16 protein-coding genes are annotated in these 14,854 nt (G+C 64.4%); 7 read left to right on the top strand and 9 right to left on the bottom strand.

What is annotated here, in order from left to right; all coding sequences use genetic code 11:
• Positions 1–116: 116 nt before the first annotated feature.
• A complete protein-coding gene (locus MOV74_RS04970) occupies positions 117–596 on the top strand; it encodes a PaaI family thioesterase (RefSeq protein WP_246918696.1) in 480 nt (159 codons plus the stop codon).
• A gap of 76 nt (positions 597–672) precedes the next feature.
• Entirely contained in the window at positions 673–1,632 is a 960-nt protein-coding gene (locus MOV74_RS04975; RefSeq protein WP_246918698.1) for a DMT family transporter, read from the top strand.
• Here MOV74_RS04975 and MOV74_RS04980 read toward each other — a convergent pair.
• Entirely contained in the window at positions 1,629–2,981 is a 1,353-nt protein-coding gene (locus MOV74_RS04980) for an NAD(P)H-dependent oxidoreductase (RefSeq protein WP_246918701.1), read from the bottom strand. The genes MOV74_RS04975 and MOV74_RS04980 overlap by 4 nt on opposite strands.
• Positions 2,982–3,120: 139 nt before the next feature.
• Positions 3,121–4,026, bottom strand: a complete 906-nt coding sequence (locus MOV74_RS04985; protein ID WP_246918703.1) for a LysR substrate-binding domain-containing protein — start codon at positions 4,024–4,026, stop codon at positions 3,121–3,123.
• Between the two features lie 285 nt (positions 4,027–4,311).
• Between MOV74_RS04985 and MOV74_RS04990 the strand changes: the two genes are divergently transcribed.
• Both MOV74_RS04990 and MOV74_RS04995 read left to right on the top strand, forming a co-directional pair.
• Positions 4,312–5,334 (top strand): TRAP transporter substrate-binding protein, encoded by a 1,023-nt coding sequence (locus MOV74_RS04990; RefSeq protein ID WP_246918705.1) that lies wholly within the window; start codon positions 4,312–4,314, stop codon positions 5,332–5,334.
• Entirely contained in the window at positions 5,331–7,211 is a 1,881-nt protein-coding gene (locus MOV74_RS04995; protein WP_404979116.1) for a TRAP transporter large permease subunit, read from the top strand. The genes MOV74_RS04990 and MOV74_RS04995 overlap by 4 nt, the downstream gene beginning before the upstream one ends.
• A 35-nt stretch (positions 7,212–7,246) precedes the next feature.
• Here the strand turns inward: MOV74_RS04995 and MOV74_RS05000 are convergent, their stop codons facing one another.
• Positions 7,247–7,984, bottom strand: coding sequence for a tetratricopeptide repeat protein (locus MOV74_RS05000; protein ID WP_246918707.1), 738 nt, complete (start codon positions 7,982–7,984; stop codon positions 7,247–7,249).
• Positions 7,985–8,182: 198 nt separating this feature from the next.
• Positions 8,183–8,779, bottom strand: a complete 597-nt coding sequence (locus tag MOV74_RS05005) for a TetR/AcrR family transcriptional regulator (RefSeq protein ID WP_246918709.1) — start codon at positions 8,777–8,779, stop codon at positions 8,183–8,185.
• A 152-nt stretch (positions 8,780–8,931) separates the two neighbouring features.
• On the opposite strand from MOV74_RS05005, the gene MOV74_RS05010 reads away from it, so the two are divergent.
• Positions 8,932–9,330 (top strand): RidA family protein, encoded by a 399-nt coding sequence (locus MOV74_RS05010; RefSeq protein WP_246918712.1) that lies wholly within the window; start codon positions 8,932–8,934, stop codon positions 9,328–9,330.
• A gap of 23 nt (positions 9,331–9,353) precedes the next feature.
• On the opposite strand, the gene MOV74_RS05015 is transcribed toward MOV74_RS05010, so the two are convergent.
• Together MOV74_RS05015 and purQ are read right to left on the bottom strand one after the other, a co-directional pair.
• Entirely contained in the window at positions 9,354–10,343 is a 990-nt protein-coding gene (locus MOV74_RS05015; RefSeq protein ID WP_246918714.1) for a tripartite tricarboxylate transporter substrate binding protein BugD, read from the bottom strand.
• Positions 10,340–11,041: a phosphoribosylformylglycinamidine synthase subunit PurQ gene (gene purQ / locus MOV74_RS05020; protein ID WP_246918716.1), complete on the bottom strand. Its 702-nt coding sequence runs from the start codon at positions 11,039–11,041 to the stop codon at positions 10,340–10,342. The genes MOV74_RS05015 and purQ overlap by 4 nt, the downstream gene beginning before the upstream one ends.
• A gap of 179 nt (positions 11,042–11,220) precedes the next feature.
• Here purQ and MOV74_RS05025 point away from each other — a divergent pair, with 179 nt between their 5' ends.
• A complete protein-coding gene (locus tag MOV74_RS05025) occupies positions 11,221–12,237 on the top strand; it encodes a magnesium and cobalt transport protein CorA (protein WP_246918718.1) in 1,017 nt (338 codons plus the stop codon).
• Between the two features lie 147 nt (positions 12,238–12,384).
• Here the strand turns inward: MOV74_RS05025 and purS are convergent, their stop codons facing one another.
• Positions 12,385–12,627, bottom strand: a complete 243-nt coding sequence (gene purS, locus MOV74_RS05030; protein ID WP_246918721.1) for a phosphoribosylformylglycinamidine synthase subunit PurS — start codon at positions 12,625–12,627, stop codon at positions 12,385–12,387.
• Between the two features lie 11 nt (positions 12,628–12,638).
• Positions 12,639–13,406, bottom strand: a complete 768-nt coding sequence (purC, locus tag MOV74_RS05035; RefSeq protein ID WP_173015815.1) for a phosphoribosylaminoimidazolesuccinocarboxamide synthase — start codon at positions 13,404–13,406, stop codon at positions 12,639–12,641.
• A 319-nt stretch (positions 13,407–13,725) separates the two neighbouring features.
• Here purC and MOV74_RS05040 point away from each other — a divergent pair, with 319 nt between their 5' ends.
• Positions 13,726–14,049, top strand: coding sequence for a DUF1476 domain-containing protein (locus MOV74_RS05040; protein WP_246918723.1), 324 nt, complete (start codon positions 13,726–13,728; stop codon positions 14,047–14,049).
• Positions 14,050–14,054: 5 nt separating this feature from the next.
• Here MOV74_RS05040 and MOV74_RS05045 read toward each other — a convergent pair.
• Positions 14,055–14,854 (bottom strand): substrate-binding domain-containing protein (locus MOV74_RS05045; RefSeq protein WP_246918725.1); only part of this gene is annotated, 800 nt, incomplete at its 5' end.

The raw sequence follows: 14,854 nt of genomic DNA on the forward strand, positions 1-14,854 counted from the left end.
GGCGCATTTTCCCGCTGTCCCACATTTTGCGGCAGGCCGCCTGTGGGAACAGGAATTGCACGGCGCCGACAGATCGGATTTAAGGGCTGAAGACCCGCAATTGAAGGCCCATTTCCTTGCACGAATTGACCAAAGCGCCCCCGCCCCGCCGCCCTGACCTTCACGTCGCCACCGAGGGCGAATTTGAGGGCTGGCGGACCTGGATTCGCGACAGTTTTGAGTCCCATGTCGGCCCCTTCTGGCACCGGATCGAGGCGGACGGCAGCGTCCGGAGCGCCTTCCGGGTCGAGAAGAAGCACCTCAACGGCTCCGGAAACGTCCATGGCGGCTGCTACATGGCCTTTGCCGACTATTCCCTGTTCGCGATCGCCACCCATGTCCTGGACAGCCGGGCCGTGACGACCAATTTTTCCTGCGAATTCCTCGACGCGGCACGGGAGGGCGAGCTGATCGAATGCACCGGCGAGGTGAGCCGGGCCGGCGGTTCGCTGATCTTCCTGCGCGGCCAGATGATGTCCGGCGAGCGGGTGCTGCTCACCTTTTCCGGCACGATCAAGCGGATCAAGCGGAAGCCGCAGCCCCAGCCAAACGCATAGCTCGACGCCTTCCCTTTTCGCGCGTCCTCGCCCAGACTTCCCGGCAAGCGCTATTGCGCCGGGGAGCAAGAACAAGGTGCCGCAGAGCACATCGGAGGCGGGGCGCGCGACGGCCGCCGCACCACTTTCTCCCATCGCCACAACCGGCGCACGCAACTGGCGCGACTATGCCCTGCTGCTCGCCCTGGCCTGCTGCTGGAGCTCGACCTATCCGCTGGCCAAGCTCGCGCTTCCCACCATCCCGCCCATCACCTTCATATCGGCGCGCTCGCTGATTGCAGCCGCCTTCCTGTTCGCGATCCTGTGGATGCGCGGCATCAAGGTCCCGACCGATGCCACGGCCTGGAAGCTGTTCGCCACCCAGCAATTGATCAACTCGACCTTTCCGTTCCTGATCATCACCTGGTCGCAGCAATATGTGCCGGCCTCGAACACGGTGGTGCTGGCCTCGACCACGCCGATCTTCGCCTTCCTGATCACCTCGCTGATCACACGGCACGAGCCGGCGACGCTGCTCAAGCTCGCCGGCGCGCTCTTGGGTCTCGCCGGCACTGTCGCCATCGTTGGGCTCGACGCGCTGCGCGGCTTCGGTAGCGAGATCGTCGCGGAGATCGCGATCCTGCTCGCCACGATCTCCTTTGCCTGCGCGACGATCTTCGGTCTTCGCCTGTCGGAATACGACCCGATGGTCGTGGCGGCCGGCTCGCTGCTGTTCGGCGGCATCATCCTGCTGCCGCCCTCGCTGATCATCGACCAGCCGTGGACGCTGCAGCCGACGCCGACGGCGATCATCGCCACCATCGTCATGGGCATCGTCTCCAGCGCACTGGGCCTGATGCTGTTCTACGTCTGCCTCGGCCGGCTCGGCACGCTGACCACCAACGCGCAAGGGTACTTGCGCATCCCGATCGGCGTGGGTCTGTCGGTGCTGCTGCTCGGCGAGAGCGTGCCGTCAAACCTCGCGCTGGGCCTGCTGCTGGTCATGGCCGGCGTTGCGGCCATGACCGTGCCTGCGGAGCGGCTGAAGCTGCGCTAAGCGATGTTGGGTTGCCGGAAGGCCGCCTCCATCTCGCGACGTACCCGCACCGCGAGACCGTCGGGGTCGTACTCGACGTCCTCCCATTTCAGGCGCTGGCCTTGCTCGATATCGGTCTTGAGCTTGACATGATGGGCGAGGCCCAGCGGCAAATACCCCTGCTTCAGTGAAGCGTCGGCCGGGGTCTGCTTGCCCCAGACACAGAAGCCGCCCTCGCCGTCGAGCATTTCGCCGGCCTTCAGCTTACGTTTGGCAGTCGCGACCACGTCGGAGTTGAACACGATCGGTGCCCCCGTCGGCTCCTTGCGCAGCGCCGCCGACGCCACGGAGATGCCGAGCTCGAGCCCGATCATGTGGATCGGCCGGTACAGCGAGGCATATTTGCCGGTCTTGTCCTGCAGCATGCTGTATTCGCGGAAACACTCCTCCGAATAGGCGCTGTCGGTCTCGAACACGACATAGGTGCCCATCACGAGGCTCTGCGGAACATCGGAGCCGTCGCGATAGACCGACGAGGTCACCTCGGTAACGCCGGATCTCTCCAGCATGCCGCCGTCGGATTTCGGCTTGCAGATCTCGGCATGCTCGAAGCGCGTGGCCGGCGGGAATGAGAGGCCCTCGCTCTGCGCATGCAGCCCGGTCGCATTGCAGACCGCGGTCATCTCGATGCCCGACTTGGTGCCGTCGACGAACGAGTTGAACATCTTTGGATTGATCGAGTTGCGATCCTTGATCTTCATGTATTTGTCGAGGATGTCCCAGACGGTATCCGGCGTCGACTGGTGATAGGTCGGGTGGTAGCGCGTGCCCTTGCCGGCGGCGACGACCTTGAAGCCGGCCGCGCGCGCCCAGTCGACGTGATCGGCGATCAGCGCCGGCTGGTCGCCCCAGGCGAGTGAATAGACGACGCCGGCTTGCTTCGCCTTGCGCGCCAGAATGGGCCCTGCGACCGCGTCCGCTTCGACATTGACCATCACGATGTGCTTGCCGTTCTCGATCGCCTTCATCGCAAAGCGGATGCCGGCGCCGGGGTCGCCGGTCGCCTCGATGATCACCTCGATCGCCGGATGGGTGATCAGCGCGTCGGCGTTGTCGGTGACAACCGTGCTGCCATGCTTGAGCGCGTCATCGATCGAGGCTGCCGCGTATTGCTCTTCCGGCCAGCAACCGAGCTTGAGCTGCGCGCGGGCGCGGGTGGTGTTCAGGTCTGCGACTCCGACGAGATGCATGCCGTCGGTCTGGCGCACCTGCGACAGGAACATCAGGCCGAATTTTCCGGCACCGATCAAGCCAATGGTGACAGGCTTGCCGGCAGCCTTGCGCTCCAGCAGCATGCGATGGAGATTCATCTGGATTTCCTTCAGCGTTCCTCGGGTGACGGCGTTCGTTGCAGCCGTGAGGTCCGGCCGTGCTCGCCTTGCACCGAAACGTTAGGCAGCCGCGAATCCGGGGGCAATTCAGATTATCTGCCACGACGATGTAGACACGCTAAACAATCCGCGTGTGTTGCTGCGCACTCCAGCTGTCGCGTTCCGTGCGCAGCCAGTCGAGGAAAGTGCGGGTCTTGCGGTGGCGCAGATGGCCGTGCGGACAGACGATCCACTGCGTGGTCAGCGTGACCTCGGGCGGATCCTTCACCGGGCAAACCAGGCGGCCATCGCGCAATTCGCGCCAGGCCAGCAGCTCGCTGTCGAGGCCAATGCCGAGGCCGTCGACGGCGGCATCGATGGCCATGTGGCTGCGATCGAACAGCACGCGCTTCCAGCGTTCCGCAGCCTCGATGCCGGCTTCCGCGAACCAGCGCGGCCATTGCATCTGCGACTTCACCGAATGGATCAGCCGATGCTTGAGCAGATCCTGGGCGGATAGGCTGCCCGCCGCAAAGGATGAAGGCGCACATAGCGGAAAGAACCGCTCCTTACCCAGGCTTTCGACGAACAGGCCGGCCCAGCCGCCTTCGCCATGCCGGATCTCCAGGTCGACATTCTCCTTGCGGAAGTCGGTCGGCTCATTGGTGCCGTCAAGCCGCAATTCGATGTCGGGATTGGCATCGACGAAGCTCGCCAGCCGCGGCAACAGCCATTTGCTCGACACGCTCGGTGCTGCGCGCACCGTCAATGTGGTGGCCGAGCGGATGCCGCGGACGTGCTGCGTCACGTCCGTGACGTGCTCGATCTCTCGGCTGATCATCTCGAAATAGCGCTCGCCGGCCTCGGTCAGCGTGATGTTGCGTCCGACCCGCGAGGTCAGCGCGGTGCCAAGGTGCAGCTCCAGCGCCTGGATCTGCTGGCTGACGGCCGATGGCGTCACCCGCAGTTCATCCGCCGCACGGGATATGCTGCCCGCACGCGCCACCGCGTGGAAGACAATAATGGCGCGGAACGGTATCTGCATCGGAGAACCTTTTAGACCAGCTAAAGTGACGACGAATATAATTCAATTGTCGTGCATGACCAGCGATCTAGGCTTCAGGTTCAAGGCAGCCCGCGACAGACAGGCGCCGATCGAGGAAACGGGCCGACGCAGCGCGCCGGTCCACCCGGGGGAAGGAACGCAAGGCTAGAGCCCTTTCACCAGACAAGCGACTTCAACGATACCCGCCGCAGGGCTTGCGCGCGGCAATGAATAAACATGCGCGTCGACAAGGCGCGGCAAACGAGCACCAGGGGAGGACGAACGATGTCGGGCCAACGCCACACCATCTCGCGCCGCAACTTCTTGACTGCTGCCGCGGCCATACCTCTGGTCGCAATTCGCACCAGGCCGGCGCAAGCGGCCGAGTTCGAGTACAAGCTCGCCACCGGCCAGTCGCTGACGCAACCGATCAACACCCGGCTCGACCAGGCCGTGAAGCGGATCAAGGAAGCTAGCGGCGGGCGGCTGGAGATCAAGTTCTTTCCGGCCTCCCAGCTTGGCTCCGATACGGATCTCTTGACCCAGATCCGCAGCGGGGGCGTCGACTTTCTCAACATCGCCGGCTCCGTGCTGTCGACGGTGGCGCCGGTCGCCGGCATCGCCAATGTCGGCTTTGCCTTCTCCGACTACAGCCAGGTCTGGAATGCGATGGACGGCGATCTCGGCAGGCTGATCGCAGCCCAGATCGAGAAGACCGGCGCGCTTGTGATCGCCAAGCCGGCGGACAATACGTTTCGGCAGATCTCGTCGTTTACAAAGCCAATCAAGACGCCGGGCGATCTCGCCGGCTATCGGATCCGCGTGCCTGTCTCACCGATCTTCACTTCGCTTTTCAAGTCGCTGGGCGCCAACCCGACGTCGATCAATTTCAACGAATTGTACACGGCGCTGCAGACGCACCTGGTCGACGGGCAGGAGAACGGGCTTGTGACGATCGAAGCCGGCAAGATTTATGAGGTGCAGAAGTACATTTCCGAGACCAATCACATCTGGGATCCGTTCTTCATCCTGGGCAATCGCCGCTCGGTGAAAGCACTGCCCGATGATCTGCAGGCGCTGGTCCGCAAGGAGTTCGACCAGGCCGCGATGGAGCAGCGCGCCGATACCGCGAAGCTCAATATGACACTGAAGGATCAGCTGGTCGCAAAGGGAATTACCTTCGAGGCGTCCGACAAGGAGGCCTTCCGCAAAGGACTGTCGAGCGCCGGATTCTACAAGGAGTGGCGTGGCAAGTTCGGCGAGGACAATTGGAAGACGCTCGAGGCTGCCGTCGGGGCGCTCGCGTGAGCGCGGTCGTCGGCATGCCCGAGGCGGTCACGCTCGATGACGCGCGGCCGATCCGGGTAAACTGGCCGGAGCAGATGCTGCGCTGGCTGGTGGAGATCCCGGCGGCGGCCGCTGTCGTCGCGGAGGTCGTCATCCTGTTCGCCGGCATCGTCGCGCGCGGCGTCTTTCATCGGCCCATCATCTGGTCGGACGAGCTCGCCTCGATCCTGTTCCTGTGGCTCGCCATGCTCGGCAGCGCCATCGCAGTGCAGCGCTCGTCGCATATGCGCCTGACCTTCTTCACCTCCCATTTGTCGCCCCGCGCGGAGGCGTGGACCTCGACGCTCGCAGCCGGCTCCGTCGCGCTGTTCCTGGCGATCATCCTGCATCCGGCGCTGGACTATGTGGAAGACCAGGCGTTCGTAGAGACGCCCGCGCTCGGCTGGTCCGGCGTGGTCCGCGCCGCCGCGATTCCAGCTGGTTGCATCGTCGCGCTGGCCAGCATCTGCCTCACGCTGGTGAAGCGTTCGGCCAAGGATCTGTTGGCCGTCGGACTATTGTTTGCGGCGATCGCCGGAGCCCTCTATTTCGCCGGCCCTTCGCTGAAGTCGCTTGGCAACTGGAACCTGCTGATCTTCTTCGTCGGCCTGCTCGGCTGCGCTGTCATGGCGGGCGTGCCGATCGCGTTTTCCTTTTGTCTTGCGACCGTCGCTTTCCTGCTGACGACGACACGGACGCCGTTGCTGGTCGTGGTCGGACGGATCGACGAGGGCATGAGCTCGCTGATCCTGCTCGCTGTGCCACTGTTCGTGCTGCTCGGGCAATTGGTCGAGCAGACCGGCATGGCGCGGGTCATGGTCGCGTTCCTCGCCTCCGTGCTCGGCCATGTCCGCGGCGGGCTGTCATACGTGATGCTCGGCGCCATGCTGCTGGTGTCGGGCATCTCCGGCTCCAAAACCGCCGACATGGCCGCGATCGCACCAGTGCTGTTTCCCGAAATGCGCAAGCGCGGCATGAAGGATGGCGAGCTGGTATCGCTGCTCGCGGCGTCGGGCGCGATGAGCGAGACCATCCCGCCGTCGATCGTTCTGATCGCGATCGCCTCCGTCACCGGCGTGTCGATCGCGGCCCTGTTCACCGCCGGCATCCTGCCGGGGATCGTGCTGGCGATCGTGCTCGCCTTCGTCGCGCGTTATCGGGCAGGTACAGAGGAGCATGCCGGGGTCAAAGTCGCGCGCGCCCCCCTCTCCGTGGTGGCGAAAACGCTCTGGGTGGCGCTGCCGGCGCTCGCCCTGCCGTTCCTGATCCGCAGCGCGGTGGTCGAGGGGGTTGCCACCGCAACCGAAGTCTCGACCATCGGTATCGCCTACTGCCTCGTGCTCGGCCTGATCATCTATCGTGGCAGCCTGGCATGGAAGAACGTGCTGCCGATGCTGGTCCAGACCGCCTCGCTCTCCGGCTCGATCCTGTTCATCGTGGGCGCCGCGAGCTCGATGGCCTGGGCGCTCGCGCAATCCGGCTTCTCGCACGACCTTGCCGCGCGCATGGCGGGCGTCCCCGGGGGGGCCTACGGCTTCCTGCTGATCTCGGTGGTCGCCTTCATCGTGCTCGGCAGCGTGCTCGAAGGTATTCCGGCCATCGTGTTGTTCGGCCCGCTGCTCTTCCCGGTGGCGGCGCAGTTCGGCATCCACGAGGTGCACTATGCGATGGTGGTCATCCTAGCCATGGGCCTCGGCCTGTTCGCGCCGCCGTTCGGCCTTTGCTACTATGCCGCCTGCATCATCGGCAATGTGCCGCCGGACGCCGGCATGCGCAGGATCTGGATCTATCTCGCGTGGCTGTTCCTGGGCCTGCTGCTGATCACGTTCGTGCCCTGGATATCGCTGGTGTTTCTGTGAGCTTCCCAGCCTGACGGCATTCGACCTCGACGCTTTCAGGCCGAAAGCTGCTTCTCTGCGATCGACAACCACTCCGCCTGTGCCTTGCGCAAATATTTCGGCGCGCGCCGCATCTGGATCAGGAGCTCGTTGAAGACCATCCGTGCTTCGGCGCCGCGGCCGACCGTTTGCAGCAGCATGCCGTAGCGCACCCGCGCTTCGGCGCCGGGGAAGTAGCCGGCGAGCGCGTGATACTCCTCGAGCGCCTCGTCGAGCCGGCCGACCTCCGCAAGCGCGCGAGCGTAGAGCAGATGCGCATCGGCGGAATCGAAGTCCGGCCATTGCTTCTGGAGATCGTCGAGCGTTGCGAGCGCGTCAGCGGGGCGCTTGGCGGAAAACTCGGCCTGCGCCTTGCGAAACGCATAGGCGGGATCGTGACCTAACGGCAGTTTCAGAATGTGATCGTAATGCGCCTCCGCTTCGCTGAACCGGCCGATATTTGCGCACTCTTCGGCCAGCGCCGCGCGGTTGGCGATGGTGTCGGCGCCAGCCAGCAGATCGGACAGCTCACGATAGCGCTTTTCGGGATCGAGCCGGTTGGCAACGCGCTGTCGCGCCTGACGCGCGCCGGGGCTCGAAAACCACTCCGGGACGAGCTCGACCGCGATATAGGCGAGTGCACCGATCAGCGGCACCATGAGGATGATGAAGGCCCAGGGCTGCAACCGCCCGGTTCGCGATGCGTGATAGATCAGCGTGATGTCGAGCAACAGAACGACGAGAGCAACGGGCATGTGACATCCGAAAGCACAATGAGGCGCGAGCTTCCGGATACAACAACTATCGCGACGAAACAACTTTGAGTTGCTCCGCTCACCGAGAATCAGCGACCTCGGGCGGACGCGCCTTTGATGGCGACGCAGAGTCAGTCGAAACGCGATGGAGGTTCATGGGCGGGAAGCAACTACGGCGCGCAACTGCATCACGCGCGGTCAACCCGTCCTGAGCAGCAATCCGCTCGCCAATTCGCGAAAGGCCTCAACCGCCTTGTGCAGCACGCATTTCGGATCGTCGGCTGCGGCCACCCAGAGCGCGGCACTGAGCGCAGCGCCGTTGAGCAATCGCCCCGCCGCTTCGACATCGACCGGCTTCACCACGCCTTGTTCGATCAGCGACCCGATCGTTCGCATCGTGATGTCGAGGCAGGCATTCTCACCGGGCCATTTGGAGGGATCACCGAGCACGGCAGGTCCATCAAGCAGCATGATGCGCTGAATCTCGGGATCGAGCGCCATTTCGATATAGGCGCCCCCCTCTGCGAGCAGGCCTTCCCACAGGCTGGGCGCTCGCTCGCGGACCACGCGCAGCCGTTCCGCCATTTCGCCGTCGATCTGCTCGACCACGGCCCAGAGCAGCCCCTTCTTGTCTTCGAAGTTGTGATACAGCGCGCCCCGTGTCAGCCCGACCGCGGCGGTCAATTCGTCCATGGACGCGTCTGCATAACCTTGTGTGGCAAATGCCTCGCGCGCGGCGCGGATGAGCTTCGCCCGGTTTTCTGCCATGGCCGCCGCGCGTTTCCCCATTGCCATGCGTCACTCCGATTTTCCGTTGACATACGCCTCGTATGTGAATTACATCTCACATACGAAACGTATATGGAAAGTGGTGGTTGCACCACCCCCGGCGCCATCAGGGGCGCCTGAGCGCCCCGGCCGCCATTGCTCATTGAAAGGCTCGAGACATGCCCCACCGCCAGGCCATCTTCCCCGCCAATCGCCACGCGCTCTATCAAGAGCATCGCTATTCCGCCGCCATCCGGTCCGGCGACCTGCTCTTCGTCTCGGGACAGGTTGGCAGCCGCGAGGACGGCTCGCCCGAGCCGGTGTTCGAGGACCAGGTGCGGCGCGCGTTTGCCAATTTGCGTGCCGTGCTCGCGGCGGCCGGATGCAGCTTGGACGATGTGGTGGACGTCACCACCTTCCACACCGATCCGGCTCATCAAATCGAGACGGTGATGGCCGTCCGCACAACCGAGATCGGTGAAGCCCCCTATCCAAACTGGACGGCCGTTGGTGTGAATTGGCTGGCCGGGTTCGACTTCGAGATCAAGGCCATCGCCCGGATCCCCGCGCTTCAATAAGCCTTCTCGAGCGGGGGCTGTGCCTACGGCTTGGCGTCGTCGGCCAGCATCTTCCGGTACTTCTCGACGTCGCGCGTCACGAGCTGCTGCAGCAGCTCCGGCGCATGCTCGTTGGCGTCGGGAGCGACGGTCGAAAGATCGGCAAAGCGCTTCTTCACCGCGTCGGTCTCGACGGCGGTGCGCGCGGCGGCGTTGAGCTTGGCGATCACCGCCGGCGGCGTGCCCTTCGGCGCGAACAAGCCGTTCCAGCCCTGTGCCTCGAATTCAGGCAGGCCCGCTTCCGCCGACGTCGGCAGGTCGGGCAGCGTGGCGAGGCGCACGGTCGAGCCGACCACCAGTCCCTTCACCAATTTCTCGTTGATCGACTGCGAGACCGAGGCGGCCGCATCGCAGACGCCGTCGATCTGGCTGCCGACCGCATCGGTCAGCGCGGGCGCCGCGCCGCGATAGCCGACCAGCGTCGCGTCGATGCCGGCGGCAGTCACGAAGCTCTTGCAGATCAGATAATTCGACGAGCCGACGCCGGCATGGCCGAGATTGATCTTGCCGGGATTGGCCTTGGCGTAGGCGATGAACTCTTTCAGGTCCTTCGCCGGAAAATCCTTGCGCAGCGCGACGATGCCGAATGTCTTCGCCACCATGGCGACCGGGACGAAAGACTCCGGCGCGAACGGCAGTTTTGGATAGATCGTGTAGGTCGCGGCATTGGTGCCGGCATTGCCGATCGCGATGGTGTAGCCGTCGGGCTCGGCGCGGGAGGCGCGCGCCAATGCGGTCGAGCCGCCGGCGCCCGCAACGTTCTCGATCACGATGGTCTGGCCGAGCGCGATTCCCATCTGCTCGGCCACCGTGCGCGCGATCACGTCCGAGGTGCCGCCGGCCGCGAACGGCACGATCATGGTGATCGGACGCTTGGGGTAATCCTGCGCGTGGGCGCTGGTTGCGAGCGAAAATGACGCGAGCGACAGCGCCGCGATCGCGGCGAGAGACCGCTTCAGCACGAACGAGATCACGCGGCCTTTTCCAGATGCTGGACGAGACCGGCGAACAGGCCGCGGCCGTCGGTGCAGCCCATGATGTCTTCGACGTGGTTTTCCGGATGCGGCATCATGCCGAGCACGTTGCCCCTGTCGTTGACGATGCCGGCGATCGAATGCGCCGCGCCGTTGATGTTGTGGGCTTCGTCCACCACGCCGTCGGCGGAACAGTAGCGATACAGCACCCGCCCCTCGCCTTCGAGCCGCTTGATCGTCTCTTCATCCGCCTCGTAATTGCCCTCGCCATGGGCGACCGGCACGCGGATCACCTGCCCGGCATTGTAGCCGCGGGTGAACGGCGTATCGGAACGCTCGACGCGCAGATGCACGTCGTGGCAGATGAATTTCAGCCGCGCGTTGCGCATCAAGACGCCCGGCAGGAGGCCGGATTCGCAGAGGATCTGAAAACCGTTGCAGACGCCGAGCACGAGGCCGCCCTTGGCCGCATAGTCGCGCACCGCGTCCATCACCGGCGCGCGGGCAGCGATGGCACCGCAGCGCAAATAGTCGCCGTAGGAGAAGCCGCCCGGCACCACCACGAGATCCGTGCCCGCAGGCAGCGACGTCTCGGCATGCCAGACCATCGCCGGCTCGCTGCCGGAGATCAGCCTCAAGGCACGCGCCATGTCGCGCTCGCGGTTGATTCCGGGAAAGACGAGTATGGCGGCTTTCATGACAGAGGTTCCGACGGTGGCAGGAATCGGGCTGGCCAACGGGCCATTTCGTGAAGAGACATAACCATTTGACGGGGATTTTACCAGTGCTAGCCTCGGCACAGGGCCTTGTACACAGGCCCATACGCATAGGCTGTGGCCGCACCGTTCGGTCGGTCGATTTGCCCGGGATTGAAGCCATGAACGTCCCGTCGCTGCCTACATCCCCCGCCGAGCCGGTATCAACCGAGGGCGTCGTCGCTGCCGGCGCCTATGTCGATGGCCGGCGCATCGCCAATATCGCCATCAGCGAGGCCTCGAGCTGGCGGTCCAAACCTGGCCACGTGGTCTGGATCGGCCTGCACGAGCCGGACATGGCGCTGCTCGGCGCGGTGCAGAAGCAATTCGACCTGCACGAGCTCGCGATCGAGGACGCCAACCACGCCCATCAGCGGCCGAAGATCGAGCAATATGGCGAGGCTCTCTTCATCGTGGCCCGCACCGCGCAATTGATCGAGGGCCGCATCGCCTTTGGCGAGACCCACATCTTCGTCGGCGAAGGCTATCTGGTGTCGGTGCGCCACGGCGCTTCGACGTCTTACAAGCCGGTCCGTGAACGCTGCGAAAGCTGCCCGCGGGCGCTCGCACGCGGCGAGGATTACATCCTCTACGCCATCCTCGATTTCATCGTCGACAACTACTCGCCCGTGCTCGAGAGCATTCACGTTGAGATCGAGGCGATCGAGGATGACGTGCTCGCGCACGCGATCACCAAGGCGCAGATCGAACGGCTTTACATGCTGCGCCGCGATCTGTTGCGGCTGCGCAACGCGATCGGGCCGCTGGTGGAGGTCTGCCGCCGTCTCGAGCATGACGAGCTGTCGATGGTGCGGCAAGCCATGCAGCCGCTGTTCCGCGACGTCACCGACCACGTCCGCAACATCCAGGAGCGCATCGATTCCATGCGCGAGGTGCTGGCCTTCGCCTTCGAGGCGAGCCTGCTGGTCGGCCAGGCGCAGGAGACGGCGGTGTCGAAGAAGCTCGCCTCATGGCTTGCGATCATCGCGATCCCGACCGCGCTCGCCGGCATCTACGGCATGAACTTCAAGCACATGCCGGAGCTGGAATGGGACTACGGCTATTACATGCTGCTCGGCGTGATGCTGACGGCGTGCACCGCGCTGTACTGGCGTTTTCGCCGCGCCGGGTGGCTGTGAGAGAGTTGCCTCTTAGCCCGGATGGAGCCAACGGGCCGGCGCGAAGCGCCGCCCGATGACAGGCTCCGCGCAATCCGGGACAGCGCCGCCGCGGACGGGCCCCCGGGATTTCGCGTCGCTCCGTCCGGGCTACGAGGGCAGGCGGGCCTAGCTCAGCAGCTCGACCCGATAATTCTCGATCACGGTGTTCGCCAGCAGTTTGTCGGCGGCGTCCTTCAGCGCGGCTTCCGCCTTGGTCTTGTCGGCGCCGGCGAGCTCGATGTCGAACACCTTGCCCTGGCGGACGCTGGCAACCCCATCGACGCCGAGCGACTTCAGCGCGCCTTCGATGGCCTTGCCTTGCGGATCGAGGATGCCCGTCTTCAAGGTAACGGTAACACGTGCCTTCACGTCAAATCCCCTCAGCTCTTCACCAGCACCGGGCCGGAGCCCTGCGGACGCTCGTTCTCCATGAGGATGCCGAGGCGTTTTGCAACTTCGGTATAGGCCTCGAGCAGGCCGCCAAGATCCCTGCGGAAGCGGTCCTTATCGAGCTTCTCGTTCGACTTGATGTCCCAAAGACGGCAGCTATCCGGCGAGATCTCGTCGGCGACGATGATGCGCATCATCTCGTTCTCGAACAGGCGCCCGCACTCCATCTTGAAGTCGACGAGGCGGATGCCGATGCCGAGGAAGAGCCCGGTGAGGAAGTCGTTGACACGGATGGCGAGCGCCATGATGTCGTCGATCTCCTGCGGCGTCGCCCAGCCGAAGGCGGTGATGTGCTCTTCCGACACCATGGGGTCGTTGAGCTGGTCGTTCTTGTAGTAGAATTCGATGATCGAACGGGGCAGCTGCGTGCCCTCCTCGATGCCGAGGCGCTGCGACAGCGAGCCGGCGGCAACGTTCCGCACCACCACTTCCAGCGGCACGATCTCGACCTCGCGAATCAACTGCTCGCGCATGTTGAGGCGGCGAATGAAGTGGGTCGGCACCCCGATGTCGTTGAGGTGCTGAAACAGGTACTCCGAGATCCGGTTGTTGAGGACGCCCTTGCCCTCGATCACCTGATGCTTTTTGGCATTGAACGCGGTGGCGTCATCCTTGAAGTGCTGGATCAAGGTACCGGGCTCCGGGCCTTCATAGAGAACCTTTGCCTTGCCTTCATAAATGCGACGCCGACGGCTCATTGGGATGTACCGTGTTTTGTTGAAATCCATGAATTTGGTGTGCTCCGGTTACTAGGATTTACGACCCACAGCGGAGCTGCCGTGAACGGCCAGGAACCCGTCTCGAACCCTCGGAAACAGAGCGGGAACCAAACCTTAGGCAACCTATCCGATTGGCTGACCGAGCACAATCGATCCGGCCGTCCGGCGCCAACTTATACCGTCTCGCCTGCGGCTTAACGGCCCGTTGTTTTGCCGACATGTGCTATCTATGTAGGCACGCAGCCGGGCGGTCGCAACGGAAGGCCCCCGCTCCATTCAGAGGGATTTGGAACAAGGCATGAGCGAGTTCGACAAGCGCCAGGAAGGTTTCGAGAAGAAGTACGCCCTCGACGAGGAGCAGAAATTCAAGGCGGAGGCCCGCCGCAACCGGCTGCTCGGGCTGTGGGCGGCCGAAAAGCTCGGCATGTCGGGCGATGCCGCCACCGCCTATGCCAAGGAGGTGGTCGCGGCCGATTTCGAGGAGGCCGGCGATGCCGACGTCGTGCGTAAGCTCACCGCCGATTTTGCCGCCAAGAACGTCGCCGTCACCGAACAGGCGATTCGCGCCAAGATGAGCGAGCTGCTCGGGGTGGCAGCCGCCGAGGTGAAGGCAGGGAAATAATCCAATCAGGCGAGGCGCCGGCGCGCAACAACCTTGCGCGCCGGCGTTCTCTTTCTGACGTCCTGTGGAGCCGAACCATCCCGCCCGGCAAAGTTGCGGCGGATGGTGTCGAGCAGGCGCTCGGCGGCAGCGCTCAGAAAGCCGCCGCGACGCGTCACGAGGACGACGTCCTGATCCGCGGCAAGATCGCCGACGGCGATCGTCGCGATCGAGGCTGCGCGCAGCTCCTCAGCCACATGACTCCGCGCCAGCAGCGCAAGACCGAAGCCGGCCTCCACGAGGCGCTTCTGCGCGGTGAGGCTGTCGACTGCCGTCCATTCGACCTCGCCGAGCCCTTGCGTGAGAAACAGCGCGAACACATGGGCCGCGGCGATCTCGCGGCGTCCGCGCGTTTCCGGAAATGCGATCCAGCGTTCACCGCGAAGCTCGGCAAGCCGCTTCACGCGCTTGCCGGCCAGCGGATGGTCCGGCGCACAAACGACCTGCAATGCCTCGGTCAGCACCAGCTCGCAGGCGAGATCGCCGGCGCGGTCAAGGTTGTAGCGCAGGCCGATCGTGGCCTCGCCGCGCCGGATGAGATCACTAACCTCCGCGCTGGTCGCCGTCCGCAAGGTCAGCGCGACGGCGGGATTTTCCCTGGCAAACCGCTTCATGATGGTCGCCAGGCGGCTATCGGCGAGCGTGCCGGTTACCGCCAGCGAAACCGGCCCCGCATTCTGCTTGGTCAACGCACGTATCGCCTGGTCGGCGTCCTGCGCCGCGGCAACCGCGCGCTCGGCATAGGGGATCAGCACGCGCCCGGCAT

Source organism: Bradyrhizobium sp. SHOUNA76 (assembly GCF_023006445.1).
Lineage (GTDB): Bacteria > Pseudomonadota > Alphaproteobacteria > Rhizobiales > Xanthobacteraceae > Bradyrhizobium.

Bases quoted from the DNA above. Each gene is read 5' to 3' on its own strand.
- MOV74_RS05000 (WP_246918707.1), bottom strand. From the start codon at position 7,984: ATGCCCGTTGCTCTCGTCGTTCTGTTGCTCGACATCACGCTGATCTAT.
- MOV74_RS05025 (WP_246918718.1), top strand. From the start codon at position 11,221: ATGAACGTCCCGTCGCTGCCTACATCCCCCGCCGAGCCGGTATCAACC.
- purQ (WP_246918716.1), bottom strand. From the start codon at position 11,041: ATGAAAGCCGCCATACTCGTCTTTCCCGGAATCAACCGCGAGCGCGAC.
- MOV74_RS05040 (WP_246918723.1), top strand. From the start codon at position 13,726: ATGAGCGAGTTCGACAAGCGCCAGGAAGGTTTCGAGAAGAAGTACGCC.
- MOV74_RS05010 (WP_246918712.1), top strand. From the start codon at position 8,932: ATGCCCCACCGCCAGGCCATCTTCCCCGCCAATCGCCACGCGCTCTAT.
- MOV74_RS04985 (WP_246918703.1), bottom strand. From the start codon at position 4,026: ATGCAGATACCGTTCCGCGCCATTATTGTCTTCCACGCGGTGGCGCGT.
- MOV74_RS04990 (WP_246918705.1), top strand. From the start codon at position 4,312: ATGTCGGGCCAACGCCACACCATCTCGCGCCGCAACTTCTTGACTGCT.
- MOV74_RS05005 (WP_246918709.1), bottom strand. From the start codon at position 8,779: ATGGCAATGGGGAAACGCGCGGCGGCCATGGCAGAAAACCGGGCGAAG.
- MOV74_RS04980 (WP_246918701.1), bottom strand. From the start codon at position 2,981: ATGAATCTCCATCGCATGCTGCTGGAGCGCAAGGCTGCCGGCAAGCCT.
- purC (WP_173015815.1), bottom strand. From the start codon at position 13,406: ATGAGCCGTCGGCGTCGCATTTATGAAGGCAAGGCAAAGGTTCTCTAT.